Genomic DNA, 24,501 nt, shown 5'->3' with positions numbered 1-24,501 from the left:
ACTTTGCGAAAGGACTACGTGACATCAATACCAGTGACCGCCGCCTTGCCATCCTGGCCGTCTGCGTCGTGGAATGGAGCGCTGCCATCGCAGATACCGTTGTGGAATACACTGACAGGATTGGCAGGCAGCGTCTGGCGGGATGCGAAACGGATTCGCGCGACGCGCGGGTCACGGAAGCTCAGGCGGACGTCGCGAAGACCCTGGCTGGATTTGAGACCCTGGGATCAAACCTATTGATGGCCAAAGGCGACGATGCCGCCCTCGCCAATGCCGTCGATAGTTCTTGCGGCTGGAGCGGCCTTCGAAAGTCTGGTCGCGCTAAGCAAAACACAGCTTTGGCAGGCAGCGGTGAAGAGGCAGGGATACTCTGGCCCATGTGTCCAAGGGGCTTCCACCGGTTCAAACGCTATGCTCGGCGCATGTTGAATGCTCTGGATATGACATGCTGCCAGTGTGTGGCCTAGCCATTGATCACGGCAGCGCAGATTATCCGTGACAAACAGGATATCCCGGCCACATCGCTGACCTTTTTACAACCACGTTCGAAATGGCGACCGCAATTCGGCCTAGCTGGCCCGAAGCTGCATATTTGGGCTTCTTCTGGAACAGTACATGAACGTTATGTGTCTGAATTCTGTAGATACATCACGACGTTTTCGGCCGGCATTTTGAACCCGCGCCCATCGGAGACCCGCTCAGTGCTAATCGGATACTTTGGTCTATTGGGATTGATTGCCACAATCCGGTAGAGATCTCCGCGTGACTTGAAGGTCCGGCCATAGTCAGATGGCTCAAGGCCAAAATGTGGGGCAAGAACTTCAAAGAGCGCTTTGTCTGGCGAATAGATCGCGCCGTCCTCCATTGGAATGCCGACGCGGAAACTAATGTCGAAGCCATGACGCAGATCGATGTCGCTCAGCTCGCCACCTTCAACCGTCAACCCGTGCGTCTCCGCCACCTTGAGGCACGCTTGCGTCATGTCCCGGCGCAGCTTCTCGCAGAGTGGGGGAGTAAGGTTGCGCGGCGGCGGTACCTTTGTGTTTGTTTGGGCTGGCAGCTTGGCGGTTGGCGACCGCTGCTTTGTCTTGTTCTTTTTCACATCAACGCCTTTGCTTTATAAACCGTGCCCCGCGATATTCCCATGTCGCGTGCAATTTCCGTAGGCGACATGCCCTCTGTCAGCTTCGCCCGAATGGTGGCCATATCGATTTTCGGGAGGCGGCCGCGATACACGCCACGTTGCTTGGCAGCGAGAATGCCCTCGGCCTGCCGCTCACGCCGCAGGTTTGTCTCGAACTCGGCAAAAACACCGAGCATGTCAAAGAAGGCCTTTCCCGTGGCGTTTGATGTGTCCACCGGCTGCTCTGTTGCGGCCAGATGCGCGCCTTTGGATTTCAGGTGGGTGACGATGGTCTGCAAGTCACTGAGGCTGCGGGCCAGCCGATCAATGCGAGTGACCACAAGCGTTTCACCTGAGTGGATGAAATCGAGGATCGTTTTGAGCTCGGGACGCCCTTCAAGGCTGGCACCACTCTTTTGCTCGGTGCGGACCATGCCACACCCGGCTGCTTTCAAGGCAGCAATCTGCGCATCGAGGTTCTGATCGGTGGTCGAGGTGCGCGCATAGCCGATTTTGGCCTGATATGTGTTCATTTTGAGTGTGCCTCTGACAATATCTGTTCATTATCTCGAAACAGACCCAAAGTGAACATGTATTCTGGCGGTTTTTGTGTTCATGCGCGGTGTCGCCATGGGTATACCCATTATGACGCCTCTAGCCCTCCATAACCCAACGTGATGTCCGCCGTGTCTTTTGTCTCTGCAGTTTCGCGAACTGCTCACTGACAGCATCGGCGTGGATTTCATCATGAGCCCAGTCAACGTATCCTGCTTTCTTCGCCCAGTCATGTTCCGGGTGGTTTGTATTCTTCTGCGCCTCCTTGAAGACTTCGTACATGGGCGGGCCTCCAATGTCCTCGGGCGGGGTTGCCCATTGGCCGCCGACAAAAACGCGGCAATGGCTCATTTGGCACAACCGTGCGTGTTGAGACGAGCTCAATGCGATGCGCCCAATCATCGCCAAAGTCATAGGTGTAGATCACCGGTGGCACCTTGGCGTTCAGGAAAAAGTCCAGCTTTTTCGTAGTGACCTCCATCACGGGTGGCCCGAACATCGGCTCGATCCAGAAGGCCTCGCTTTTCATCTGATATTTCCGGTCACCAATCTCGAAGTCCCACAGGTGCATGTCGTACCATAGGAAAGCCGCCTGAATGGCATCGTGCAGGTGTGGCAGGGTCTTGTCCGAGCGGATCTCGATTTCCCGCCACGGGGCGGGGTCGACATATTCAAGAGTAATTCTCAGCCGTAGGACCTGGGGTTCTTTTTTACCATAAGTGCCTCTATGCGGCCATTTGTTCAAAAATCGATCCGCTTATCCAGATTGACCTCAAAGCGGCCATAAGGATTGATGTGTAGATAGATGAGCGGGGACAGGCCACGATAGTCCTCAGGGGGACAAGCGCGCGACCACATCGGGATTGCGCAAGACGGATTGCACCATCCGCGTGTTCACGTAGACCAGCGACGACTGCAGCAGATGCAGAGCATGCGCGGCGGTTTCCTGATCTCGCACACGGTTAGTTGCGATCTCACCGCCCTTACCAAAAAATACGAAACTGTTGGCGCTATTCCAGTTCTCCACGACATTCAGCCCTTCGTGGATTTCCCGGCGAAATTCTTCAGAACGCAAATAACGACATAGGAAGATCGTCTTGATGGCGCGGCCAAGCTCCGCCAGTGCCTTGTAGGTGGGGTGCATCACATCGGAACGAGCAAACCGGCGAAGGATGACTTCGGGATCAGCTGTTCCGTGCTGCATGGCCGCGGCGTATTTGACCATTTCGTCATATTGGCGTTCGATCTCCCCCCAATCGATCACGCCAGATAGAATTGGCAACAGATTGGGCAGTTGCCCTCGCATACCCGTACTCGGAAGAGCTAGTTTTTGCCGCGCGATAGCTTTCAGACGTGGCGCAAGTTCAAAACCCAGAAGATGGCAAAAAGCAAAAGCCGACGGCGCTTTGTCCGTGACTATCGACATACTGTCTTTGAATTTCCATGTCTGTACAGTGCCGCAAGACGCCCTCAATCATGGCAGCCACTTCGGAAGACGAACATCGTTTCAGCTGTGAATAGACGCAGGTCGCCTGCCGCTCGACATGCCAGTAGATCATGACGCCACGCCCACCATAGCGTGCGTGCCATTCGGTCATCAGATTGCGATCCCAAGCTCCGAATTTTGTGGAATCTCCGGCACATGTTGTGCCCGGCGTACCCCAGATCTCCGGGTTGCGAATTGCCAGTGTCGCACTGGCAACCTGCGCACATGCCGCCTTGAGGGACGCAGGATCAATATACCGCCGCCGAATATGCAAGAGCTCGTCATAGCTGACATCAGGCGAACCAGCAGCCACGCGTTTCAAGCCCGCGTTGGTTCCCAAACCGTAAAGGCAGAGCAGCAAGCGTTGATCTCGCACGGCAGCTGGCAAAGCCTCCCGGCTGGCCGAAGTCTGAAAGCTGTTCAGAAACCCGGTGTCGAGGGCAGTTTCCTTAAGAACATCCAAAAGCCCGGTCATCGGCCACGCCCGGGCAACCTCGGCTTTCAGAGCCGCCAGACCAGTCGGCTCCGGAGCTGGCGTCAGCGGCGTTACGGAAATCCGGTTCTCTCCACCCCACCTCAAGCGCACCTTGTCATTGTCCGGCAAAGTCGCATTCAAAAGGTGAAGTTCCTGTACCAAGTCAGCCTTCACGCCCGCGACAAAGCTCTGCGCGTCACGTGACAGCCCAAGATCGGCATAGTAAGCATCTCGGCGCTCGGCAAAGTCCCCCCGGTAGATCATCATCCGGATTGCGGTACCGGTCCGCACCCTCAATCCAGATTTCCTTCGCGCGGACACGATCTCGCAGCTGTGTCAGTACGCAAAGTTCAAACGACACGACGTTGACCCGACCTTGCTCATCTATGACGGCTTGGCGCCATTTTCCCGGGATGATCCCAGACGGGATATCATCTTCCGTAACAACGCGGCGACCAGAAGCTGCATACCTGACGATCTGGTCCAAGGCGGTTAGTATCGGGTGCCACACCGAATTGTTCGACCGGAACTGCAGCGCCCTGAGTAACGGGGACAGCATACGGCGATAATGACTGGCGTAAGAGCCGCGCATGGTCTGCTGGATGCGCGCATCCAAGGTGCCCTTGGCGCGATGTTCGTCGATGACAGCCCGGAGTTTGGCCGCTCCTGCGATAGGAAAAATGACATCTTCAATACGACCATCCGGATGATCCAATGCGGCCATGGCGATCTCGACAAGCAAACGTTCCTTGCCGTTAACCGCGCCGATATCGGCCGCGATGCGCTGAATGACCTTGCGACGCGACCGCGTTGCCAAGCGATGCACTACCTCCAGAAGCAGGTCGATAAGGCCATCAATCAGCTGAGATCGGCGATGCATCAGGTAGACTGCTAGAAGTCCGAGGCGTTTCTTGGGCGCATGACGACGCATTTCAGAGGCGGTTTCACCTTTCTACCTGACGCGCGAGGCGCAACATCCAACCGCGTTCGACATCACCAAGAATATCCATCGGAAGCCCAAGCTCCTCGACAAAAGACGCCTTTCGTGCGGCCAGCAACACGCTGTCGAGGGTTGCCGCTCCGACATCATCCTTCAGCCGCTGAAAGCCCGTATCCTCTAACGGTTCCGCGAGTGCTCGCTCTAATTGCTCCGTCGTCTCGATCGACAGCAGGGATACCACCAACGTCAAGAAATTCTCGCGAAAATCCCGGCGGGCAGCGCGGGCAAGGCGCTCCATGATCTTATCTGAAGAAACAAACACGCCCATTTTCCGCGCCTGGCCGAAACCACGTTCGATCCAGTCCGCTAAGTTCAGGTCTCGGCCACCAAGCTGTTCAATCATCCATGCCTGGATTTTGGCACGGTCACGATCAGAAGCCCGGCAAAACCCAAGAAAATCGAGAATACCCGCACGTTGTCGTCGCGCGGTATCACTGGAAAATGAGTAGGAACAATCCTCTGTCGCCCCAATCTGATCCGCAACGTACGCGATTACATCAGGGTCAAGATCACTGCGGTCGGCAGGAAACCGTGCATGTTGGCGAAAGAATAAAAGTTGACATGCAATCGCGACCCGCGACTTCGCCCCAAACCGGTTAAGAAATTCAAAATCTGAATATGAAAGCCCCCACACCGAGGCAAATGCTTGCTCTGTCATGACCCCTCCAGACGCAAACATCATCCAACATCAGGTCTGGCCGTCAATCAGCCTTTTGTTCTCAACATGTTCTCCCAAAAGCCCAAATATGCAGCTTCGGGCCAGCTAGGCCAATTCCGCGCGCCCGATATTGATCAAGAGCGGCTGTGGGTTGTCGCCGTCCTGTGCCACCTGCGCGATGCGTTCCGTTCTGGCGATATCTGGCTTCCGCATTCGCGGCGTCATGCCGACATGAAGCAAGCCCTTGTGTCCATCGATGCCGCCCGCGCCATGGGGCTTTCAATGCCACTGGAACCAGAGATCTGGATGGCTGATCGAAAGCGCCGCTTGGAAGAGGGGCTGAAACGGCTGGCCAAGGCGGTGCGCTCCAAAACCTTGCCGAGTGGAGTCATTGAAGACGGCGTTTTGCGCGTGAGCCGTCTTGACGCCGATGTGCCGGAGGAGGCCGGTGATCTCGTCCTCGATCTTTACCGTCGTCTGCCGGAGACGCGGATCACCGATATTCTCACAGAGGTCGACAAAGACACCGGCTTCACCGAAGCCTTCACGCATCTGCACACCGGTGCCCCATGCCGTGACAAGATTGGCTTGCTGAACGTGCTCCTGGCGGAGGGTCTCAATCTAGGCCTGAGCAAAATGGCAAATGCCACCAACACTCATGACTTCATACAGCTTTCCCGTTTGTCACGGTGGCATGTCGAAAGCGAGGGAATGGCCCGCGCCCTGGCCATGGTGATTGATGCGCAGACCCACCTGCCAATGACCAAATTCTGGGGTGTAGGGAAAACGGCTTCCAGTGATGGGCAGTTTTTCCCAACGACGCGGCAGGGCGAGGCAATGAACCTCATCAACGCAAAAATACGGCAACGAGCCGGGCATAAAGGCCTACACCCACGTCTCTGACCAGTATGCGCCATTCGCCACTCAGGTCATTCCCGCCACGGTGAGCGAGGCACCTTATATCCTCGACGGCTTGCTGATGAACGAGGCGGGACGGAAGATAAAAAGAGCAGTATGCCGACACCGGCGGCTTCACCGATCTCGTCTTCGCCGCCACGTCCCTGCTCGGGTACCACTTCCATCCCCGCATTCGCGACCTGTCCTCCAAGAGGTTGCATGTGTTTGACCTCCGCGCTGTTCCCAAAGAGCTGAAAGGGTTAACCGGGGACAAAATTCGGGAAGCGAAGATCGTCGAAAACTGGCCGGATGTTTTGCGCTGTATCGCAACAATGCTGTCGGGCCGGATGCAGCCAAGTCACCTCCTCAAGAAATTGGCCGCGCGCCCGAGGCAACATGATCTGGCGTTGGCCTTGCGGGAGATCGGCCGGGTCGAACGCACATTGTTCATCATCGAATGGCTGCTCGACACCGACATGCAGCGCCGCGCCCATATCGGCTTGAACAAGGGAGAGGCACATCACGCCCTGAAAGGTGCTCTTCGGATCGGGCGTCAGGGAGAAATCCGCGACCGTACCACGGAAGGACAACACTTCCGCATCGCTGGCCTCAATCTGCTGACCGCCATCATCATTTATTGGAATTCCAAACAGCTCGGAAACGCTGTGGCAAGGCGACAGCGGGCAGGATTGGATTGCCCACCCGAACTCCTCGCCCACATATCGCCGCTTGGGTGGGCCCATATCATCCTAACAGGCGAATATCGTTGGCGGAAAATAGAAGCGCAAAATCCTTAAAGGGGTTTTCTGCACTCAGCCCCACTCGACCCCATGTGGCCCCGCCGAAGACCGCCCTGCGCGCGGCCCGCAGTCCGGCATGATCGTCAGATACAATGTATTGGACGCCGCGCAAGCCGCGAGCTTGGAGGCTCTCGAGGAAGGCGCGCCAATGCACCTCGGCTTCCGACAGGGCCACAGAGACGCCGAGCACCCGGCGACGCTCATCTGGGCCTATACCGATTGCCGAGAGCACCGCAGCGTCGCGCACGATCCCGCCATGGCGCATCTTTTCATATCGGGCGTCGAGGATCAGATATTTGATCTCGCCCAGAGGCCGATTGCGCCATGCTGCGAGCTCGTCATCGAGCAGCTTTGCAGCGCGGCTGACCTGACTGGAGGACAGGCTCTCGATCCCGAACTCACGCATCACCGCTTCAGCCTCACGGGTGGAAACGCCCTTCACATACATTTCAGCCACTGCCAGCATCACGGCTCGCACCGAGCGCCGCCCGCGCTCCAGCGATTGCGGGTAGAACGGCTGACCATCATGATCGGCAGTCTTGGGCACCCGCACCGAGACCGTGCCTGCGGGTGTGTCGATGCGCTTTGGCTTGTAGCCATTGGCATACCCCTGCCGTCCGGGCGTGCGCTCATAGCGGCCAGCTCCGAGGAAGCGCTCACGCTCTATCTGCATCGCCAACTCGAACGCTCGCGCGAACACTGTCGCCATGTCGTTGGGGCCGTGCTCGATCAGATGTTCCATGAGGGCCTCAACCGTTGTATCCTGTCGCTCGTCCATTTGTCCGTCTCCATGATGAGTTTGCACTTCCATGGAATACCAGAATGGGCAGCTTCTGCCGGGGCGCGCCCCGGCAGAAGCTCATGGCGCCAGCATCAAATGAATTTCCAGACCTGAAGTTACACCACCCGTCTGAAATCCTGCGCAAGCTTGGGGCGTACCGCCAGCAAAACCGGCTGTACCTCGCTCTGGGTGAAATCGGTCGGATCGAACGTACGCTCTTCATGCTCGACTGGATCGAGAACGCCGACCTGCGCATGGAAAGCCACGCAGGTCTCAACAAGGGTGAAGCGCGTCACTCGCTGGCCAAGGCCGTATTTGCTCATTCACAAGGGCGCATTCATGATCGCTCTGACGCGGCTCAAAAGAAACGCGCGATGACGCTCAACCTCGTCATTGCCGCCATCACGTTTTGGAACACTATTTACATGGACAAGGCGGCCAGACACCTCGCGCAGACCAGCCCGCTATACGATGCTAGGCTGCTTCCGCACACGTCGCCGCTCGGGTGGGAGCACGTCATCCTCTCTGGCGACTTCGATTGGCATTCTGGTGCAGCAGAGCGCAAAATTGCGCGGCCACTGAACATCAGGCCCGTCAGAGACTGGGGGACTTGAAGATGTTCGCTGAAAGTTCTCCCTTGGCGTGGTTTTACGAAGAAACCTTCCGATGGCCCCTATCTGCATCAGCCTATAGTACTCCTCTTTTGACCGGAGATGCGTTGTATTGACCCAAAGTACGGCCGCAAGGGAGCACGCACCGTCAAACAGCCGTGCACCTTTGCCTGCGCATCAGAACATATATGCCCTAAGCCTTCTTTACAGTTTTTGCCTTCGTACCATGCTCGTGGACCGTTTCGACAAGCGAATGATGCCCACCTTGTCTGGGTGCAAACCAGCGGTGCAGGGCGGGCATGACCAGTAGGGTCAGCACGGTTGACGAAACAAGCCCCCCGGTTACCACAGTGGCAAGCGGGCGTTGGACCTCGGCACCGACGCCGGTGGCGAAGAGCAATGGTGCCAGCCCAAGTGCCGTCGTCATGGCGGTCATCAGGACCGGACGCGCGCGCAACCCTGCGGCCTCAATGGCCAAAGCTTCCAGATTGCGACCGGCGCGCGCAAAATCATCCATGAAACTGACCAATACCATACCGTTGCCCAACGCGATGCCGAACAATGCGATAAACCCGACAGTAGCAGGCACCGACACCGGCAACCCTGTCAACCAGAGCGCCATCGCACCACCCGTCAGCGCCAAGGGGATATTCAACAGGATGAGGATCGCTGATTTCAGGCGACCAAAGGTTACCAGAAGGATCAGCAGAACGATGCCCAACGTAATCGGAATAACCACTTTGAAACGGGCATTCGCCTGTTGCTGAAGCTCGAATTGGCCGCCCCAGACCAAACGATACCCGGGCGGTAGATCCAACTGAGCGTCCGTCAACGTCTGCGCTTCGGCAACGAAAGAGCCGATATCGCGACCGCGCACGTTGGACTGGACCGTGATGAAGCGTTCGCCATCTTCGCGTGTGATCTGGCGTGGACCGATTACAGTTTCGATATTGGCCACTGTGTCCAGCGGCACCCGTGCGCCCGAAGGCGATTCCAGCACGATGCGTCTGATCGCCTCCGGTGTGTCGCGGCTTTCTTCGTCAAAACGCACCATTATCGGAAACTGTCGCACGCCCTCGAACAGTGATCCGGCTTCGGCCCCGCCGACGGCTGCACGCAGCCCATCCAACGCGTCCTCAACATCAAGCCCGTAGCGACCAAGGGCTGACCGATCCACGGTTACCACAAGTTGCGGCGCACCGGTGATCTGGTCGGCCTGTACCTCGGCAGAACCCTCAACCTGTTGCAGGAGTGATTGCAGGACTTGTGATCGCTCCAACAGAATTTCGGAATCCGGTCCAAAGATTTTGACGGCCAGTTCGGCGCGTGTGCCGGTCAGCAATTCATCAACAGCCATCGCGATGGGTTGGCCGATATTTACCACAATCCCCGGAAAGCTTTCCAGATCTTCCGAAATCGCCGTGCGCAAACCTTCGGCAGACAAGCCGGGCCGCCACTGATCGACCGGGTTCAGCTCGATGAAGGCTTCGGCGCTGTTGGTCGGGTCAGCATGCGCGCCAACCTCACCACGCCCAATACGGGTCACGATGGACTTGATTTCAGGAAAATTCTTTAACAGCCGCTTTTCCACAAGCGTCGTCGTCTTCGTTCCTTCGGTAAGCGAAATCGAGGGTGCCATGGTGACGCGCATCAGAATATCGCCTTCCTCCAACGATGGCGTAAATTCGGAACCAAGTCGCGATCCTGCAAAACCGCCCACCGCCAAAAATATGCCGCACAGGACGATGGCGAAAAAACGGTTACGGACAAAGAACCCGGCCGCACCACTGACCATCGCGACAGTCCGCCCCGGCTTGTCAGGGGCCTTCTTGCCGGATCGGCGCATCACCGAAAAAGGCCATGGAAGGCGCAATCAGGGCCGCATAGAACAGCGATCCGGTCATGGCGAGTGCAGCCGATGCCGCCAAGGGCCGGAAGGTTTTGCCCTCAACCCCTTGCAGCGAGAAAAGCGGCAGGAAAACAACGATAACCACGGCAACCGCCGCCACCAGAGGTGCGATTACCTCGGCGGTAGATCGGGCAACCAACATACGCGGCTCTTCAGAGCCGTCATCTTCCTCAAAGCTGCGATCCACGTTTTCAGAAATGACAATCGCCCCATCCACCATCATCCCGATGGCGATGGCGACCCCGCCCAGAGACATCAGATTGGCGCTGATGCCGAGCACGTACATTGCGATAAACGCAAAACCGACGGAAAACGGAATCGACAGGACCACAACCAGACTGGGACGCCAGCCGCCCAGGAAGACAAACACCACCAACGCTACGAGCACAGCCCCCTGCCACAACGCCGTCGTGACGGTTGCGGAGGCCTTGTTTACCAGCGTTCCCTGATCATAGTAGGGGACCGCCAGTACACCATCCGGCAGGCTTGCGTTGATTTCCTCAAAGCGCTTCTGGACCCGCGCGATGACATCGGATGTGTTGGTGCCATAAAGTTTCAGAACCAACCCTGCGACAACTTCGCCTTCACCATTGGCGGTTGCAAGACCTTGCCGAACGCCACCGCCAACGATGATGTGGCCCAGATCGCGCACGCGCACGGTGCGCCCGTCCTCCACGTTGACGACAATCTCTGCGAGATCAGAGATTGTCTTGGCAAGTCCAACGCCGCGCACCGTGTATTGTTCGGATCCGATTTCGAGGAATTGCGCCCCTTCGGTTTTGTTTCCGCGCTCCAATGCGCTGATCACATCGGCGATTTGAATATCATAGGCAAGCAGCGCATCGGGATCGAGCCTGACCTGATATTGCTTTTCATAGCCACCAAGGGACAAAACTTCGGTGACACCCGGCACGGTCTGCAACTGATACTTGACGATCCAATCCTGAATTTCGCGCATCTCGACAAGGTTGCGTGCGCCGGTCTGGTCTTCCAGGCGGAAATACAGGATGAGGCCAAGGCCGGTTGAAATCGGACCCATTTGCGGGTCGCCAAACCCGTCTGGGATGTTGCCACGCGCTTCGGCGAGCCGCTCGCCCACGACCTGACGGGCGAAATAGACATCCGTCCCGTCCTCGAAATAGATGTTCACCACCGACAGCCCGAAGTTGGAGACCGACCGCATGTTTTTCAGTTTCGGAAGGCCCGACATCGCCGTTTCGATCGGATAGGTCACATAGCGTTCAACCTCTTCGGGGGCGAGCCCTTCTGTTTCGGTAAAAACCTGAACCAGCGCGGGTGTCACATCGGGAAAGGCATCGACAGGCAAAGCGCGAAACGCAAAAAGCCCGCCAAGCGTCATCGCAAAAGCCGCAATGGCCGCCAAAAAGCCAGCCGCCTGCGATGCGGTGCATAAAATCAGTCATAATCAGCTATCCTAATGTCCGTGGCCGTCGCCAAAGGCGTCTTTTTTCAAGTTGGGCTTTGAGTGTGAAGGCCCCGTCAGAGACAAAAAGGTCGCCTTCCTCCAGCCCGCTGCGGATTTCCACATAGCCGCCAGCGGTTGTGCCGACCATGACGGCGCGCGGTGCGAACCCGCCGTCAACAGGGACAAAAACAGACGGACGGTTCTCTACCAGTTGCACGGCGGATTGTGGCACGCGCAAAACCTCCGCGGCATTGCCGACGCTGAGATCTGCAATCACAAACTGGCCGGGGGTCAGGCTTCTGTCAGCGTTGTCGAGGATGACACGCGCCGTCGCCGTGCGCGACACTTCATCAATAACCGGTAGAATAAAGGCCACCGTTGATTGTGCGATGACGTCGCCTGCGTCTGATTTCAAGGCGACGGGTGCGCCAACGCGAACGCGGCTGATGTCCTGTTTGTAAACTGCGATATCGGCCCAAACCACGCTGTCATCGACAATCGTGAACAGCACCTTGGCGCTGGAATCCCCGGCTGTTACCGTTTCCCCCAGCGTCGCCGCACGTCGCACAATTGTTCCCGCAAGTGGTGCAGTCAGATAGGCATTGGCATTGTTGCCATCCGGAGCAGTGGCTATTTTTTCGAGGGCGGCGTGATCAATTCCGACGGCATGCAGCTCGGTTTCTGCTGCTTCACTTTCGGTCTTTGCCGATTCATGCTCTGCGCGGGCTGTCTGAACATTCGCCTCGGATGTGACTTTTTGCGCCCACAGACCTTCCAGGCGTTCCAACGCCTGTGCGGCAAGGACTTCATTTGTTTGCGCAATGATCCATTGCGATTTCAACCCGGCAAGCTCACGGCTTGTGATCAGTGCCAGCGTATCTCCATAGGCAACGGTGTCGCCTTCACCAACCAAAAGCCGATCTATGACCCCGCTGACTTTGGGGGGTGACATTTGCCATCCGGTCTGCGTCAAAGCGGATTTCTGCTGGCAGGCTGAGGGACTCGCCCAAGGCTCCCAACTCAGCTTGCTCTAGTAGGATTCCGGCCTCTTTCGCGACTTCGGGGGCCAGTTTGACAACATCGCCACCGCCTTCATCGCCGTGTGCGCCCTCAGCTTCGCCCGCATGATCGTCATCGCCATGCGCATCCTTGGCTTCACCTGCGTGGTCATCATCGTCGTGCGCATCCTTAGCTTCACCGGCGTGGTCATCATCGTCGTGCGCATCCTTGGCTTCACCGGCGTGGTCATCATCACCGTGCGCATCTTTGGCTTCGCCCGCGTGGTCGTCATCTTTCGGCGGGGTTGCGGCTGCGGCTGTCATCGGCAAAGGCGTTTCCGCATTGCCAGACGTGGCAGGTATCGTGACGAAGGCTAATACGCCCACCGTCAGCGCAGCCATGGTCATTGTTGTCGGTTTCATAATCGTACTCCAGGGATTGAATAGGTCACCGAAAACACGTCCGGGTACCTGTTGGAACTTCGTCTGCCATGATCAAACCGATGAAGTGGCCCTGAAACAGGTTCGGCTCAAACGGTTTGATCTGCTGTGATATTTATGAGTTTTACAAAGCCCGTTTCGACACGGCATATGTAAAATACCACTCTGCAATAGGGGCAGATCAGCCTCGCGGAGGACGGTAAAAACCTTGGAGCGTGGCAAGGACCACAGAGGCGTCAGCCCAATGTCGCGATCGGTCTGCTGACGACTGATCGCATGCCAACTGCACCTGCCCCGGTCCAATAATGTGGATATGGCAATCGCCAAAGCCATGGGATGCCTCACCATTCTCGCTATATCTTTGATCCTGAGCAGTTAAATCAAGATTAACCATATCGGTAGCAAAGACAACTTTTTCAAAGACTGCTTCACTTGCCTCAAATACATAGGCATCGGCTTTTGCAATGTTGAAATTCAGAGCAGCCGCAAGCAGTATGGCTAACCCGATTTTAGCAACACGAATGGCGAGGTGTATCTGCATGTAAGCGAGATATAGAACTTATCGCCGATGATCCAGAGGATTACTCGCGGCGGCATCATCCCGTTAGCTTTGCCATCGTTCTTTGGCCAAGGCGCAAAAAATGAACCTCATCTCGACCAGCGTACCGAAGGCATCGAAACACACCGCCTCGATCCCGTCGAAGATCGACGGCAGGTCAGTGACTGAGGCCGGGGTCACGGTCTATCTCCCTGTCGATCTCGTGCTCGTTCTCGACCTCACGATCCTTCTCCGGCGCGTCCTCAATCTCCAGTCGCTCGCGCGGCTTGTTCAGCACATCGTCCAGGCGCTTGCGGATCGAAGGCTTCTCGCGGCCGTGTTGCATAGATCAACTGCAACTCAGAGCGCGCCCTACCCGAGACGGAATTCAGGCGGTACGTTCAAAGCTTGGGTGGCCAAGTCCGGTCATCCAGTTGAGAACCCGGACGCCAATCTTGGCTTCTGTTTTCTGATTTTCGAAGGTACGCGCCTTTAGCTTTGGCCCAATAACCACCTTCCAGCGGCCCATGAGGGTTTCGCCCCGGCTGCGTTGGTTGTAGCCAGTGGCTTTCTGCCAGGCCATCCGCCCGCGGGCTGCGACGTCGGCGATATGGCGGTCACGTACCGTCGGATCTTTGGCTGCATTTAGGCTCAGTAATGCGTTTTTGGGGGGGTGGGATCGTCAGCTCGATCAGCGATCCAAACCGGGCAGTAAGCAAATCAGATGTTGGTTTTCCATCATAAGCTCCATCTGCAAGGAACCGATCAGCCGGGCCGTCGATTTGATCCAAAAAGACCTGGCAGCGCCGTCGGATCACCGACGTCGTCCTTGGTGAGATCAGAGCAGACAATCTCACCACTGACAAGATCAAGACCGAGGTGGAGCTTGCGCCAAGAGCGCCGTTTACGCCTAGTTTTATGCTTCTCCTCGAGCCAGTCACCTTCGCCAAAGATCTTCAGACCGGTACTGTCCACAACCAGTTGCACTGGTTTGTCACACTTGGACTTCGGCTTTGGGCGCAACGTCAGCCCATTGCCACGGCGCGACAGGGTGGAAAAATCCGGCACTGCGATCGCAACCCCCAGCAGCTGCGCAATAGAGCGCATCAAGCCTTGGGTTTGACGCAGAGGCTGCTTGAAAACTAGACCCAGCGTCAGGCACATCTCGATCGCCAAGTCAGAGTAGTGCGGCTGTCCGCCGCGCGTGGTACGGCGCGGCGCCGACCACAAGGAAAGTGCGTCTTCGCTGATCCAGACGGCGTTGTTGCAGGGACCCCCCGGTCGGCTGATATTGGGTGCGTTCTGTTCGTTTCAGGATGCTGTAAATGCCGTACAAGTTCAACGCCGATCGGCGTGACAAAATTCCGAAGCAAAGGCATCGAGTAACAAACTGGGCCGAGTATAACGAAGGCTTGCGGCGGCGTGGTGATCTGACGGTCTGGATCAGCGAAGACGCACTTTCCTTGTGGTCGGCGCCGCGCCGTACCACGCGCGGCGGACAGCCGCACTACTCTGACTTGGCGATCGAGATGTGCCTGACGCTGGGTCTAGTTTTCAAGCAGCCTCTGCGTCAAACCCAAGGCTTGATGCGCTCTATTGCGCAGCTGCTGGGGGTTGCGATCGCAGTGCCGGATTTTTCCACCCTGTCGCGCCGTGGCAATGGGCTGACGTTGCGCCCAAAGCCGAAGTCCAAGTGTGACAAACCAGTGCAACTGGTTGTGGACAGTACCGGTCTGAAGATCTTTGGCGAAGGTGACTGGCTCGAGGAGAAGCATAAAACTAGGCGTAAACGGCGCTCTTGGCGCAAGCTCCACCTCGGTCTTGATCTTGTCAGTGGTGAGATTGTCTGCTCTGATCTCACCAAGGACGACGTCGGTGATCCGACGGCGCTGCCAGGTCTTTTTGGATCAAATCGACGGCCCGGCTGATCGGTTCCTTGCAGATGGAGCTTATGATGGAAAACCAACATCTGATTTGCTTACTGCCCGGTTTGGATCGCTGATCGAGCTGACGATCCCACCCCCCAAAAACGCATTACTGAGCCTAAATGCAGCCAAAGATCCGACGGTACGTGACCGCCATATCGCCGACGTCGCAGCCCGCGGGCGGATGGCCTGGCAGAAAGCCACTGGCTACAACCAACGCAGCCGGGGCGAAACCCTCATGGGCCGCTGGAAGGTGGTTATTGGGCCAAAGCTAAAGGCGCGTACCTTCGAAAATCAGAAAACAGAAGCCAAGATTGGCGTCCGGGTTCTCAACTGGATGACCGGACTTGGCCACCCAAGCTTTGAACGTACCGCCTGAATTCCGTCTCGGGTAGGGCGCGCTCTGAGTTGCAGTTGATCTATGCAACACGGCCCTGTAAATGCCGTACAAGTTCAACGCCGATCGGCGTGACAAAATTCCGAAGCAAAGGCATCGAGTAACAAACTGGGCCGAGTATAACGAAGGCTTGCGGCGGCGTGGTGATCTGACGGTCTGGATCAGCGAAGACGCACTTTCCTTGTGGTCGGCGCCGCGCCGTACCACGCGCGGCGGACAGCCGCACTACTCTGACTTGGCGATCGAGATGTGCCTGACGCTGGGTCTAGTTTTCAAGCAGCCTCTGCGTCAAACCCAAGGCTTGATGCGCTCTATTGCGCAGCTGCTGGGGGTTGCGATCGCAGTGCCGGATTTTTCCACCCTGTCGCGCCGTGGCAATGGGCTGACGTTGCGCCCAAAGCCGAAGTCCAAGTGTGACAAACCAGTGCAACTGGTTGTGGACAGTACCGGTCTGAAGATCTTTGGCGAAGGTGACTGGCTCGAGGAGAAGCATAAAACTAGGCGTAAACGGCGCTCTTGGCGCAAGCTCCACCTCGGTCTTGATCTTGTCAGTGGTGAGATTGTCTGCTCTGATCTCACCAAGGACGACGTCGGTGATCCGACGGCGCTGCCAGGTCTTTTGGATCAAATCGACGGCCCGGCTGATCGGTTCCTTGCAGATGGAGCTTATGATGGAAAACCAACATCTGATTTGCTTACTGCCCGGTTTGGATCGCTGATCGAGCTGACGATCCCACCCCCCAAAAACGCATTACTGAGCCTAAATGCAGCCAAAGATCCGACGGTACGTGACCGCCATATCGCCGACGTCGCAGCCCGCGGGCGGATGGCCTGGCAGAAAGCCACTGGCTACAACCAACGCAGCCGGGGCGAAACCCTCATGGGCCGCTGGAAGGTGGTTATTGGGCCAAAGCTAAAGGCGCGTACCTTCGAAAATCAGAAAACAGAAGCCAAGATTGGCGTCCGGGTTCTCAACTGGATGACCGGACTTGGCCACCCAAGCTTTGAACGTACCGCCTGAATTCCGTCTCGGGTAGGGCGCGCTCTGAGTTGCAGTTGATCTATGCAACACGGCCGTGCGAATGCAAGAAATCCACGATCAATACCTCTGTGGCGCATTCCAGAAGCACAACAAAATGGTCCCCTGCCCTTGCGTAGCGCAGGTCCGCTTCGTCATCGAGCAGGACTGCACAACTTTGAGACACCCCCTCATCTCGCGATATCGACCAGACTGTCTTCTGCGCGTCGCCTGAGGCGAAATGATCGTTTCACGCTAGCGAGCGGGCTCTGTCAAAGGCACGTCGAATGGCATCAGAATCTGTACCATCAACCAACTCGTCATTTTCCGCCTGTGCGAGCCCCTGCATCAAGCTGCTTCGGAGTTCAGCCAAACCGGCTTCTTCGCGTTCAAGCAGTCGCAAGCCTACACGAAGGGCTTCGCTCGCATTTTAATAACGTCCAGATGAAATCAGGTCTTGAACCAGCTAATCTTGAGATTCTGTCAGTACCACATTGCGCGCAACCAATCATCTCCCGCTTAGCAATGTAAGCCAGCCCCAACTGCAAAGCGAAGGATAAAATTAAGGGGTTTCGTCCCCGCATCCAACGGGTTTGCCGAAGTTGGGACAAATACCGATTCGATATGTACGCAGTGCATCAACTTGTTGAGAGTTGCGAAGAAGATCCCACAACATCTTGTTTAACTTTGCTCGCTGGTAATTTTATCCCACATTAACATGTTCTTAGCGTCATAACATGAGAAAACATGATATTGAGTCATCATTTGCTTAAGCAGTATACTGCAAAAATTGTTGCCTGAGGTTAAGTTGCGTGTCATGAGTTCAGTTGTCGCTGTTTGACGTAAATCACGCGATTTAGCGACGAAACACAGATGGCCCACTAAGAGGTCGTGAGGGCAGCATGAATTCAAACGCAGATATCGTTCAAACCAACTCTATCGCCGCATCTATTGCGTCGAACGCTGCCCGCCTGTCAGAGGCGCTTAACAATCATATGCGCAATAGCTTTCAGCCCGATAGTAGAAAGGCGCTGCGTAAATTTCATCCCGCGGAAGTTTCAGAGCTTACTGGGATCAGCATGTCGAACCTTCGAACGCGGCATCAGGAGGGCGATTTTCCCGATGTAGAGACTGATTCCAGAGGTCGCAGGCTCTACACAGCCCAAGAGATCGACCAGATCCGCCATGTGATGGCGAAGACTGGTCGGAACGGTGAAACATATCTTCCCGGTCGGCGAGAGAACGACGCCCTTCAGGTGATTTCTATCGTCAACTTTAAAGGCGGCTCTAGCAAGACAACCAGCGCCATCCACTTGGCCCAACGGTACGCTTTGCGAGGCTATCGTGTACTTGCGATCGACATGGACCCACAGGCCAGCTTAACCACGATGTTCGGATACCGTCCGGAGATAGAGTTCGCGGAAAGCGGTACGGTTTACGACGCGCTAAAGTACGAAGATCCGGTGCCGCTGAGCCAAATCATTCGAAAGACTTACTTTCACAATCTTGATCTCGCTCCTGCCGGCCTGTTGTTATCGGAGTACGAGACTGAAACAGCCTACGCGCTTCAGCACAAGGTTGATCCGCCCTTTACTCAACGTCTTGCGATCGCCATCGACGAGATCGAGAGCCACTACGATCTTGTCATCATCGATTGCCCGCCTCAGCTAGGCTTTACAACCATGACAGCTTTGTTGGCGTCTACAGGCCTTCTGATCACAGTCGTTCCCAGCATGCTGGATGTCGCTTCAATGGCGCAATTCCTTGAAATGGCTGGAGAAACTGTCCAGACCCTTGAGGAGGCAGCCGGACCTATCGATTGGAATTTCCTTAAGTTCTTGATTGCTCGATATGAGCCGACCGACGTACCACAATCACAAATGGCAGGTTTTTTGAGATCTATACTTCTGGATCAAGTGTTGACCACACCAATGCTTAAATCCACCGCGATCTCAGACGCTGGGATGACGCAGCAAACCATCTATGAATTGGACCCCTCTCAGGTCGTGAAGAAGACTCTAACCCGAATATTGGAATCCGTTAATGGTGTCGCTGATGAATTCGAAAGCACAATACAGCAAGCTTGGGGAAGGGAAACTGACTAATGGCCCGTCGAAACCTATTCCAGCCTCCTCCCCCACCTGACGCAGACAATTCGGCGGTTCCAGCTGGTGAGCAAAAGGTACGTTTTCCTAATACTGGGGCGATGAGCGGCGTGAAGTCCACTTTGAAGGATGTGGCGAGCAACGCTGTCAGAGAAATCTCGGTTAATGTCATAGAAGAGAGTGGCCCTAAGGACCGACTCTCTTTCAGCGATGCTGATGTTTTAAAGCTAGCTGAGAGCATTAAGGCTCACGGCCAACAAGTGCCTATCATGGTGCGTCCAATTTCGGACAAACCCGGACACTATAAGATCGTCTATGGTCGCCGTAGATTACGGGCTTTACGTTCGCTCGGTATCCCCGCGAAAGCACTTGTTAGGTCTCTTTCTGACGAGGAAGCCATCCTCGCCCAGGGACAGGAAAATTCCCAGCGTTTGGATCCCAGCTTCATTGAAAAAGCTCTCTTCGCGGCTGAACTTTACGCAAGTGGCTACGAACAGGCCATCATTCTTGATGCCCTCGCGGTGGACAAACCAATGTTGTCTAGAATGACCAAAGTAGCGCGGTCCATTCCAAAGTCAGTCATTGAGCAGATCGGATCCGCTCATGGCATTGGACGAAGACGCTGGGAAGAACTTGCGGACCAGTCGCTTAACGACAGCATCGATCTTGAACAGGTTACCGCAGCACTTGAGCTTGATGCGACTAAAAGCCCCGACGATCGCTTTAGCATGATCTGTGACGCCGTTAGTCAGGTGCTGAAACCTAAGGCAACTAGTAAACCCGTTCCCTCCCCGACTCTCTCCATCAAGCTTGGTGATGGGACGGTTTTAGCAGAGGTGAAAGAAACGGCCCGTGCTTTGACAGTTAAGCTGTCGAAGGCTGAAGCCCCAGAATTTGCTCAGTGGATGCGTAACAACGCAGATGCGGAGCTTACACGTCTTTACGAGGCGTGGCAGTCAAAGCGAAAGCCTGACTGATTATTAACCGAGCAGATACACCAAAAAAGGAGCACACCAACAGCCTAAAAAGAAAGAGCCCCCAAGGTTTCCCTAGGAGAGCCCGATCTGTTCTTTGCACTTTCAGATTTAGCAGCTTCTCCGCGCCAGTCAACAACAACCGATTCGGTTGCTGAAGATTTGCGGCCTTTTTTCTGATTTTCAGGGATATTGGTGCCTTTCACATCAGGTTGTCGTGAAAAAAACATGGCATTTAGACAAGCAACTGCACCCTCCGGGTTGCGGACCGGTGAACTATTGTCCGCGGACAACTCCATTCCAGAGCGCCACATCATTGTTGCAACACTGCGGAAAGCTGCCCCCCGCTTGGGTCTCAGCGCATCTGTGATTTCAACCTTAGACGCGATGCTTTCGTGTCTTGCACCTAAGCGCAACCACCACACAGTGTTTGCATCGAACGCAACACTCACATTTAGACGCAATGGCATCTCAGACCGGACGATCCGGCGCCACGCAGCAACGTTACAAGAGATCGGACTGCTTGTTCGCCACGATAGCGCTAATCGAAAACGCTTCACAAAACACAGCAGCCATGAAGGCAAAACGTTGCGGTTCGGATTTGACCTAACACCACTCTTTGATCGCCTGCATGAGATTGCGGCATTGGCAGCAGAGGTGATGCAAGAGCGAGAACAAGTTGATTACCTGCGCGCCAAAATCCGCGCAGCGGCGAACGAATGTCTAACCGAAAACCCAAGCGATGAAATGGCCCTCAGCACCTTCCGTATCCTACGTCGTAAGTTATCCCTCGAAGACTGCGAACGGATCCTCTCAGAACTGGTAATCTCTGAGATCGCAGCCGAGTCTACAAATGATCCAAGTTCTAGTTTGACAACAACTATGACCGCCAGTGACGGTCAATTTGTCCGACACCATCATAAGTCAAATAAAGAACTTATTGATAAAGAGAAGGTTGTTCTAAAAAACGAAAAGTTACCTTCATCTTCAGACGCTCCAATATCCATCCCAGAGTTGTTATCCGCTTGCCCCAACGCTGCTGAATTTTCACTGAAACGTGTCGAGACCATTCACGATGTCGTAAGCCACGCTCGAACCCTTGCACCAATGATTGGAATCACCACCCAAAGCTATGAAGCAGCACATAAACGCCTCGGCGCTTTAAGAGCCGCAGCGACAGTTTGGGCGATTATGCAGTTCCATGACAAGATTCGAGCAGTGGGAGCATACTTTCGATCAATCACCACTGGTTCGAAGAGTGCCGATTTTAGCCCAGAAAGGTTAATACGGCGTCTTGCCAAGGTTCAGAGCTATCCGGCATGAACCAGCAATTGTCCGCGGACAATTTCCTTACTGTAATGCCATTAAAAACTCCTTCATGGCGATCAATACCGCGAACAGGCGCAATTCCTGGACATGCTGCCCATTCTTGGCAACGCGCGCCGCACCGATGACCAGCTGATGCGCCACTTCGAGGCCTTTGCACTCCCGCCCTGGCGACAGCGCGAGGATCTAAACGGAATGATGACTGCGTTCACGCCACTTCTTCGACGCGAATGATCAAGGTGACCGGCGACATCACTCCTGGCACCTTTTCGCTCCTGTCGCAGCTACCGATCACCACCATTGAAAGAGGCGGGGAACGCATCCTCTCCTGTGACATCCTCGGCGCCTACCGGTTGTCTATCTCCACGAGGTCGATGACGTCTGACTTTCGGGCCCACGCACATGGCCCAGTTCCACACCATGACGGCTTCGGAATTCGTCGCCGCGCTCGGTCTAACAGGGCATGATGTGTTTGACTTGGAATGGCGTCTTTCGGAAGGGCAGGGGGCTCTAATCGCGGCTCGGACCAATCTTTCGCTATAACGATGCAAGCCATGACATTCCTGGAGTTGAGGGCTGCGGCCCGCATGATGATCGCACGAAAAAGCTGGTGTTCGTGTCTGTACTATCCCGAAGGTCTGCATTGCAAAGCGGCTACACTGCCGCGGCGATTTCGCTTCCAGGTGCTTGGTGGGGAGTTTCGAGACGCCCCAAGGGAGACCCGTCCGACCGGTTCGGTAGGGATTGGTTCAATAAATTTGAAGGGCATGCCGAGGTCAGTGCAGCGCATCTCGAAGCTTGGGCGCGCGGCGCGGGGCAGCGAGACCTGAAAGCGCCAGAAGTGCTTCAGGTACTAATGGCATGGCATCGTCACGCCTCGCCGCCGAGCGGTGGCGAGCAGCCCCGAATGTCCCTGAAAGAACGGTGGGATAATCATGATTTTCTGTCCACGCCGATCCACCGGCAAGCATTGACGGTCGTCGTCCCCGAATACTTTCAGGTGGTGCCAGTCCTTGCCAAGTTGGTGCGCCCCGGTCACCACGCCCTGGCGCAGGGCTCGCTGTTGCAGTGTTTTGCAATAACGGGCGGATCATGGAGGATACGGTCAAATGGCCGATATTAGTCATGCTCGTGAGCGATGCGGAGGGACAGGGAAGGGCCCGGCAGGCGATTTGCCCATGACCCCTCTCGCTGAGGCGACGCATCTCGGCCCGGTTCTGGCGCGCTGAGCGCAACTAAAGAACTTACCAATCTGGAAGAAAGCCCTGAGACAGCGCCTGTCTTATAAATACTAGTACAGATTCTCACGACCCATGGCTCGTTTTTTCTGGAAGCGGTTGGATCTTGAGAATTTCGGTCAGCTGATAGGATCTGGCGATCAAACTGCTCTCTTTCGCAGAATATCGCCAGACGTCCGATAATGTAAACTTATTGGACATAACTTTGACCGGCAAGATGCGGCGGTTCACGCGCTATTATCTGGAAATAAGCGCCGCGTAGGTTTAGTCTGTCAGGATGAACCCGGCCGCTAAACTTATTATGAGTGATACCATGAGCCTACAGCTTCTGCCCCGTTGGATCACTGTGCAAAGAGATGAAGACCCTGAAACTGTTGCTTTTTTATCTGGCGCGGCGCTGGCTACGCTAGATACGGTGTTACGCGACCCAAACGGTACATTGCCCTGTGCCTTGTTGCGGGATCGAATGGCTCTGGATTCTGCTGTGGCTTGCCTAAAGCTCGAGGGTCGCAATGAACCCGGGTCCGATATCCGTGACGCGGTGTGTTTAGCGCGGGCAGGAGATCGGCTGGGACCTGCGGGCGAGATGTTTATGGGGTGGCGTAAGCTGGCGCGGATCAACTTGGGTGTCAGTGGATGGATGGGGCGGGTGGAGAATGCGCTACCAACAGCGCTGGCCCATGAGGCTGTGTCCATTCTTGGATCTCCATCAGGAACACCGGTGGGACAAGCAAGCGACATCTTAGCAGAGCTGTTGCCCCGGTTCCCACGAGAAGAAGCGGGAGCATTGATGTTGGCGGATGTTGCTTTGGCCCGTGCGGTCGGTTGGGATCGGCCTGTGCCATTATTGGGGGCGCATATGGTGCGCAGGGATATCCGCGCGATTGCGACTGGGGCGGGTGAACCTAGACTTTTTGTACATCGTGCGATGGTTGCTGCTTGCGACACTGCCATCCGTTTGGCGGCGGACCTAGACCTGCGCGTTGCCAAGTTGCGGTCCGTTGCGCCAAAACTGCGGGCCAAAGGCTCAGACGCTGCGTTGGCTTTGTTCCTGAGCCATGATGCGGTGTCACCGTCATGCATGTTAAGCCCGATGATCCAGGGCACATTGATGCCGATGACGGATCGCGCGGCGCGCCGTCTGTGTGACCGTTTGGTGGAACTGGGCGTCGTGCGGGAACTGACTGGCAGGCCGAGGTTCCGACTGTACGGGGTATAAGCATGGCCAAGGAAACCTCAGTGTTAGACACTGAATTAGAATACCTGCCCCCGGAATTGCGCTGGCGTGAATGGATAGGCCGGATTGAAGCGGTGATTTTTGCGAGCGCTTCGCCAGTGCCGCGCGGGGACTTGGCGCGTGTTGTGGGGCAGGGGGCCTCGGTTGATCTGTTGATTGAGGATATTCAGGCCGATTTAGACGATCGCCCCTATGAGTTGGTCGCCGTAGCAGACGGCTGGTTGATGCGAACGCGGGCGCGATTTGCTGATGCCATTCGCGCGGCGGCCGATGTGGGCGACCAGCATCTGGATTTGGACGAATTTGAAGTCGCTGTGCTCGCATCGATTGCCTATCACCAGCCGCTGACGCGGGATGGGTTGAAGGATATTTTTGGCAAAGACATCAGCCGGGATCTGATTGGAAGGTTAAGGGCGCAGGAGTTGATCGCCACGGGTCCACGTAGTCCGAGGGCGGGGGCACCCTATACCTATGTGACGACGCAGAAGTTCTTGATGGCGTTTGGGATGGAAAGCCTTCGTGATTTGCCCGACCGCGGCGAGCTAGAGGATGCTGGCATGGCAAGTTGACACACAGAAGCCCA

24 protein-coding genes and 7 pseudogenes are annotated in these 24,501 nt (G+C 55.9%); 12 read left to right on the top strand and 19 right to left on the bottom strand.

Features of this window, described 5'->3' with window-relative positions; genetic code table 11:
- Positions 1-467 (top strand): annotated as a pseudogene (locus tag GLP52_RS19045) (Tn3 family transposase); the annotation flags it as partial.
- A gap of 155 nt (positions 468-622) precedes the next feature.
- Here GLP52_RS19045 and GLP52_RS19040 read toward each other — a convergent pair.
- The 9 genes and pseudogenes from GLP52_RS19040 to GLP52_RS19010 form a co-directional block, all read right to left on the bottom strand.
- The gene (locus GLP52_RS19040) at positions 623-1,102 is read right to left on the bottom strand and encodes a hypothetical protein (protein WP_237273911.1); all 480 of its coding nucleotides are present in this window, start codon (positions 1,100-1,102) and stop codon (positions 623-625) included.
- Positions 1,099-1,656 (bottom strand): recombinase family protein, encoded by a 558-nt coding sequence (locus GLP52_RS19035; RefSeq protein WP_237273910.1) that lies wholly within the window; start codon positions 1,654-1,656, stop codon positions 1,099-1,101. Before GLP52_RS19035 ends, GLP52_RS19040 begins: the two co-directional genes overlap by 4 nt.
- A gap of 121 nt (positions 1,657-1,777) precedes the next feature.
- Positions 1,778-1,960 (bottom strand): hypothetical protein, encoded by a 183-nt coding sequence (locus GLP52_RS19735; protein WP_443069458.1) that lies wholly within the window; start codon positions 1,958-1,960, stop codon positions 1,778-1,780.
- A complete protein-coding gene (locus GLP52_RS19030; RefSeq protein ID WP_237273993.1) occupies positions 1,908-2,423 on the bottom strand; it encodes a plasmid pRiA4b ORF-3 family protein in 516 nt (171 codons plus the stop codon). Before GLP52_RS19030 ends, GLP52_RS19735 begins: the two co-directional genes overlap by 53 nt.
- A gap of 87 nt (positions 2,424-2,510) precedes the next feature.
- Complete coding sequence (locus GLP52_RS19575; RefSeq protein WP_272903676.1) at positions 2,511-3,104, bottom strand: Tn3 family transposase; 594 nt, start codon at positions 3,102-3,104, stop codon at positions 2,511-2,513.
- Positions 3,043-3,906, bottom strand: a complete 864-nt coding sequence (locus tag GLP52_RS19570) for a Tn3 family transposase (protein WP_272903675.1) — start codon at positions 3,904-3,906, stop codon at positions 3,043-3,045. Before GLP52_RS19570 ends, GLP52_RS19575 begins: the two co-directional genes overlap by 62 nt.
- Positions 3,836-4,519: a hypothetical protein gene (locus tag GLP52_RS19020; RefSeq protein ID WP_237273992.1), complete on the bottom strand. Its 684-nt coding sequence runs from the start codon at positions 4,517-4,519 to the stop codon at positions 3,836-3,838. The genes GLP52_RS19570 and GLP52_RS19020 overlap by 71 nt, the downstream gene beginning before the upstream one ends.
- 64 nt (positions 4,520-4,583) lie before the next feature.
- On the bottom strand, positions 4,584-4,982 hold the full coding sequence (locus GLP52_RS19015) for a hypothetical protein (RefSeq protein ID WP_237273999.1): 399 nt from the start codon (positions 4,980-4,982) through the stop codon (positions 4,584-4,586).
- Positions 4,983-5,030: 48 nt separating this feature from the next.
- Positions 5,031-5,297: pseudogene (locus GLP52_RS19010) on the bottom strand (DUF4158 domain-containing protein); the annotation flags it as partial.
- Between the two features lie 132 nt (positions 5,298-5,429).
- Between GLP52_RS19010 and GLP52_RS19005 the strand changes: the two are divergent.
- Positions 5,430-6,991, top strand: a pseudogene (locus GLP52_RS19005) (Tn3 family transposase); the annotation flags it as partial.
- On the opposite strand, the gene GLP52_RS19000 reads toward GLP52_RS19005, so the two are convergent.
- Entirely contained in the window at positions 6,939-7,772 is an 834-nt protein-coding gene (locus tag GLP52_RS19000; protein ID WP_237273950.1) for an IS256 family transposase, read from the bottom strand. The pseudogene GLP52_RS19005 and the gene GLP52_RS19000 sit on opposite strands and share 53 nt — an antisense overlap.
- Before the next feature lie 128 nt (positions 7,773-7,900).
- Here GLP52_RS19000 and GLP52_RS18995 point away from each other — a divergent pair.
- A pseudogene (locus GLP52_RS18995) lies at positions 7,901-8,389 on the top strand (Tn3 family transposase); the annotation flags it as partial.
- Between the two features lie 190 nt (positions 8,390-8,579).
- Here GLP52_RS18995 and GLP52_RS18990 read toward each other — a convergent pair.
- The 5 genes from GLP52_RS18990 to GLP52_RS18970 form a co-directional block, all read right to left on the bottom strand.
- Positions 8,580-10,232, bottom strand: coding sequence for an efflux RND transporter permease subunit (locus tag GLP52_RS18990; protein ID WP_237273998.1), 1,653 nt, complete (start codon positions 10,230-10,232; stop codon positions 8,580-8,582).
- Positions 10,204-11,679, bottom strand: coding sequence for an efflux RND transporter permease subunit (locus GLP52_RS18985; protein ID WP_237273991.1), 1,476 nt, complete (start codon positions 11,677-11,679; stop codon positions 10,204-10,206). Before GLP52_RS18985 ends, GLP52_RS18990 begins: the two co-directional genes overlap by 29 nt.
- Before the next feature lie 46 nt (positions 11,680-11,725).
- The gene (locus GLP52_RS18980) at positions 11,726-12,673 is read right to left on the bottom strand and encodes an efflux RND transporter periplasmic adaptor subunit (RefSeq protein WP_237273990.1); all 948 of its coding nucleotides are present in this window, start codon (positions 12,671-12,673) and stop codon (positions 11,726-11,728) included.
- Positions 12,624-13,142 carry a hypothetical protein gene (locus GLP52_RS18975; protein WP_237273989.1) on the bottom strand — a complete coding sequence of 173 codons (519 nt, stop codon included), beginning with the start codon at positions 13,140-13,142 and terminating at the stop codon, positions 12,624-12,626. Before GLP52_RS18975 ends, GLP52_RS18980 begins: the two co-directional genes overlap by 50 nt.
- Positions 13,143-13,341: 199 nt before the next feature.
- Positions 13,342-13,701, bottom strand: coding sequence for a hypothetical protein (locus GLP52_RS18970; protein ID WP_237273946.1), 360 nt, complete (start codon positions 13,699-13,701; stop codon positions 13,342-13,344).
- A 27-nt stretch (positions 13,702-13,728) separates the two neighbouring features.
- Here GLP52_RS18970 and GLP52_RS18965 point away from each other — a divergent pair, with 27 nt between their 5' ends.
- A complete protein-coding gene (locus GLP52_RS18965; protein ID WP_237273945.1) occupies positions 13,729-13,887 on the top strand; it encodes a hypothetical protein in 159 nt (52 codons plus the stop codon).
- Here GLP52_RS18965 and GLP52_RS18960 read toward each other — a convergent pair.
- Positions 13,877-14,044: a hypothetical protein gene (locus GLP52_RS18960; protein ID WP_237273290.1), complete on the bottom strand. Its 168-nt coding sequence runs from the start codon at positions 14,042-14,044 to the stop codon at positions 13,877-13,879. The genes GLP52_RS18965 and GLP52_RS18960 overlap by 11 nt on opposite strands.
- A gap of 42 nt (positions 14,045-14,086) precedes the next feature.
- A pseudogene (locus GLP52_RS19730) lies at positions 14,087-14,988 on the bottom strand (IS5 family transposase).
- A gap of 35 nt (positions 14,989-15,023) precedes the next feature.
- Here GLP52_RS19730 and GLP52_RS18945 point away from each other — a divergent pair.
- Both GLP52_RS18945 and GLP52_RS18940 read left to right on the top strand, forming a co-directional pair.
- A pseudogene (locus GLP52_RS18945) lies at positions 15,024-16,002 on the top strand (IS5 family transposase).
- 61 nt (positions 16,003-16,063) lie between these two features.
- Positions 16,064-17,041: an IS5 family transposase gene (locus GLP52_RS18940; protein ID WP_237273293.1), complete on the top strand. Its 978-nt coding sequence runs from the start codon at positions 16,064-16,066 to the stop codon at positions 17,039-17,041.
- 247 nt (positions 17,042-17,288) lie between these two features.
- Here GLP52_RS18940 and GLP52_RS18935 read toward each other — a convergent pair.
- A pseudogene (locus GLP52_RS18935) lies at positions 17,289-17,453 on the bottom strand (type II toxin-antitoxin system ParD family antitoxin); the annotation flags it as partial.
- A 487-nt stretch (positions 17,454-17,940) separates the two neighbouring features.
- Between GLP52_RS18935 and repA the strand changes: the two are divergent.
- Both repA and repB read left to right on the top strand, forming a co-directional pair.
- On the top strand, positions 17,941-19,143 hold the full coding sequence (gene repA / locus GLP52_RS18930) for a plasmid partitioning protein RepA (protein WP_093734475.1): 1,203 nt from the start codon (positions 17,941-17,943) through the stop codon (positions 19,141-19,143).
- The gene (repB, locus tag GLP52_RS18925; protein WP_093734476.1) at positions 19,143-20,120 is read left to right on the top strand and encodes a plasmid partitioning protein RepB; all 978 of its coding nucleotides are present in this window, start codon (positions 19,143-19,145) and stop codon (positions 20,118-20,120) included. Before repA ends, repB begins: the two co-directional genes overlap by 1 nt.
- A gap of 44 nt (positions 20,121-20,164) precedes the next feature.
- On the opposite strand, the gene GLP52_RS18920 is transcribed toward repB, so the two are convergent.
- Entirely contained in the window at positions 20,165-20,347 is a 183-nt protein-coding gene (locus tag GLP52_RS18920; RefSeq protein ID WP_237273987.1) for a hypothetical protein, read from the bottom strand.
- Here GLP52_RS18920 and repC point away from each other — a divergent pair.
- The 4 genes from repC (at position 20,346) to scpB (ending at position 24,487) form a co-directional block, all read left to right on the top strand.
- Positions 20,346-21,440, top strand: a complete 1,095-nt coding sequence (gene repC, locus GLP52_RS18915) for a plasmid replication protein RepC (RefSeq protein WP_237273303.1) — start codon at positions 20,346-20,348, stop codon at positions 21,438-21,440. The genes GLP52_RS18920 and repC overlap by 2 nt on opposite strands.
- 910 nt (positions 21,441-22,350) lie before the next feature.
- Entirely contained in the window at positions 22,351-22,566 is a 216-nt protein-coding gene (locus GLP52_RS18910) for a hypothetical protein (protein WP_237273986.1), read from the top strand.
- Positions 22,567-22,994: 428 nt separating this feature from the next.
- Positions 22,995-23,900 carry a DUF1403 family protein gene (locus tag GLP52_RS18905; RefSeq protein WP_237273304.1) on the top strand — a complete coding sequence of 302 codons (906 nt, stop codon included), beginning with the start codon at positions 22,995-22,997 and terminating at the stop codon, positions 23,898-23,900.
- Between the two features lie 2 nt (positions 23,901-23,902).
- Entirely contained in the window at positions 23,903-24,487 is a 585-nt protein-coding gene (scpB, locus tag GLP52_RS18900; RefSeq protein WP_237273305.1) for an SMC-Scp complex subunit ScpB, read from the top strand.
- The last annotated feature ends 14 nt before the right edge of the window (positions 24,488-24,501 follow it).

This window comes from Sulfitobacter sp. M22, assembly GCF_021736025.1.
Classification (GTDB): domain Bacteria; phylum Pseudomonadota; class Alphaproteobacteria; order Rhodobacterales; family Rhodobacteraceae; genus Sulfitobacter; species Sulfitobacter litoralis.
The sequence above is the reverse complement of the archived record's forward strand: the minus strand, read 5'-3'. Positions and strand labels throughout refer to the sequence as shown.

Coding starts and splice junctions, on each gene's coding strand:
- GLP52_RS19035 (WP_237273910.1), bottom strand. CDS start 1,656: ATGAACACATATCAGGCCAAAATCGGCTATGCGCGCACCTCGACCACC.
- GLP52_RS19735 (WP_443069458.1), bottom strand. CDS start 1,960: ATGTACGAAGTCTTCAAGGAGGCGCAGAAGAATACAAACCACCCGGAA.
- GLP52_RS19575 (WP_272903676.1), bottom strand. CDS start 3,104: ATGTCGATAGTCACGGACAAAGCGCCGTCGGCTTTTGCTTTTTGCCAT.
- GLP52_RS19570 (WP_272903675.1), bottom strand. CDS start 3,906: ATGATGATCTACCGGGGGGACTTTGCCGAGCGCCGAGATGCTTACTAT.
- GLP52_RS19020 (WP_237273992.1), bottom strand. CDS start 4,519: ATGCATCGCCGATCTCAGCTGATTGATGGCCTTATCGACCTGCTTCTG.
- GLP52_RS19015 (WP_237273999.1), bottom strand. CDS start 4,982: ATGATTGAACAGCTTGGTGGCCGAGACCTGAACTTAGCGGACTGGATC.
- GLP52_RS19000 (WP_237273950.1), bottom strand. CDS start 7,772: ATGGACGAGCGACAGGATACAACGGTTGAGGCCCTCATGGAACATCTG.
- GLP52_RS18990 (WP_237273998.1), bottom strand. CDS start 10,232: ATGCGCCGATCCGGCAAGAAGGCCCCTGACAAGCCGGGGCGGACTGTC.
- GLP52_RS18980 (WP_237273990.1), bottom strand. CDS start 12,673: ATGTCACCCCCCAAAGTCAGCGGGGTCATAGATCGGCTTTTGGTTGGT.
- GLP52_RS18975 (WP_237273989.1), bottom strand. CDS start 13,142: ATGAAACCGACAACAATGACCATGGCTGCGCTGACGGTGGGCGTATTA.
- GLP52_RS18970 (WP_237273946.1), bottom strand. CDS start 13,701: ATGCAGATACACCTCGCCATTCGTGTTGCTAAAATCGGGTTAGCCATA.
- GLP52_RS18965 (WP_237273945.1), top strand. CDS start 13,729: ATGATCCAGAGGATTACTCGCGGCGGCATCATCCCGTTAGCTTTGCCA.
- GLP52_RS18960 (WP_237273290.1), bottom strand. CDS start 14,044: ATGCAACACGGCCGCGAGAAGCCTTCGATCCGCAAGCGCCTGGACGAT.
- GLP52_RS18940 (WP_237273293.1), top strand. CDS start 16,064: ATGCCGTACAAGTTCAACGCCGATCGGCGTGACAAAATTCCGAAGCAA.
- repA (WP_093734475.1), top strand. CDS start 17,941: ATGAATTCAAACGCAGATATCGTTCAAACCAACTCTATCGCCGCATCT.
- repB (WP_093734476.1), top strand. CDS start 19,143: ATGGCCCGTCGAAACCTATTCCAGCCTCCTCCCCCACCTGACGCAGAC.
- repC (WP_237273303.1), top strand. CDS start 20,346: ATGGCATTTAGACAAGCAACTGCACCCTCCGGGTTGCGGACCGGTGAA.
- GLP52_RS18920 (WP_237273987.1), bottom strand. CDS start 20,347: ATGTTTTTTTCACGACAACCTGATGTGAAAGGCACCAATATCCCTGAA.
- GLP52_RS18910 (WP_237273986.1), top strand. CDS start 22,351: ATGTCCCTGAAAGAACGGTGGGATAATCATGATTTTCTGTCCACGCCG.
- GLP52_RS18905 (WP_237273304.1), top strand. CDS start 22,995: ATGAGCCTACAGCTTCTGCCCCGTTGGATCACTGTGCAAAGAGATGAA.
- scpB (WP_237273305.1), top strand. CDS start 23,903: ATGGCCAAGGAAACCTCAGTGTTAGACACTGAATTAGAATACCTGCCC.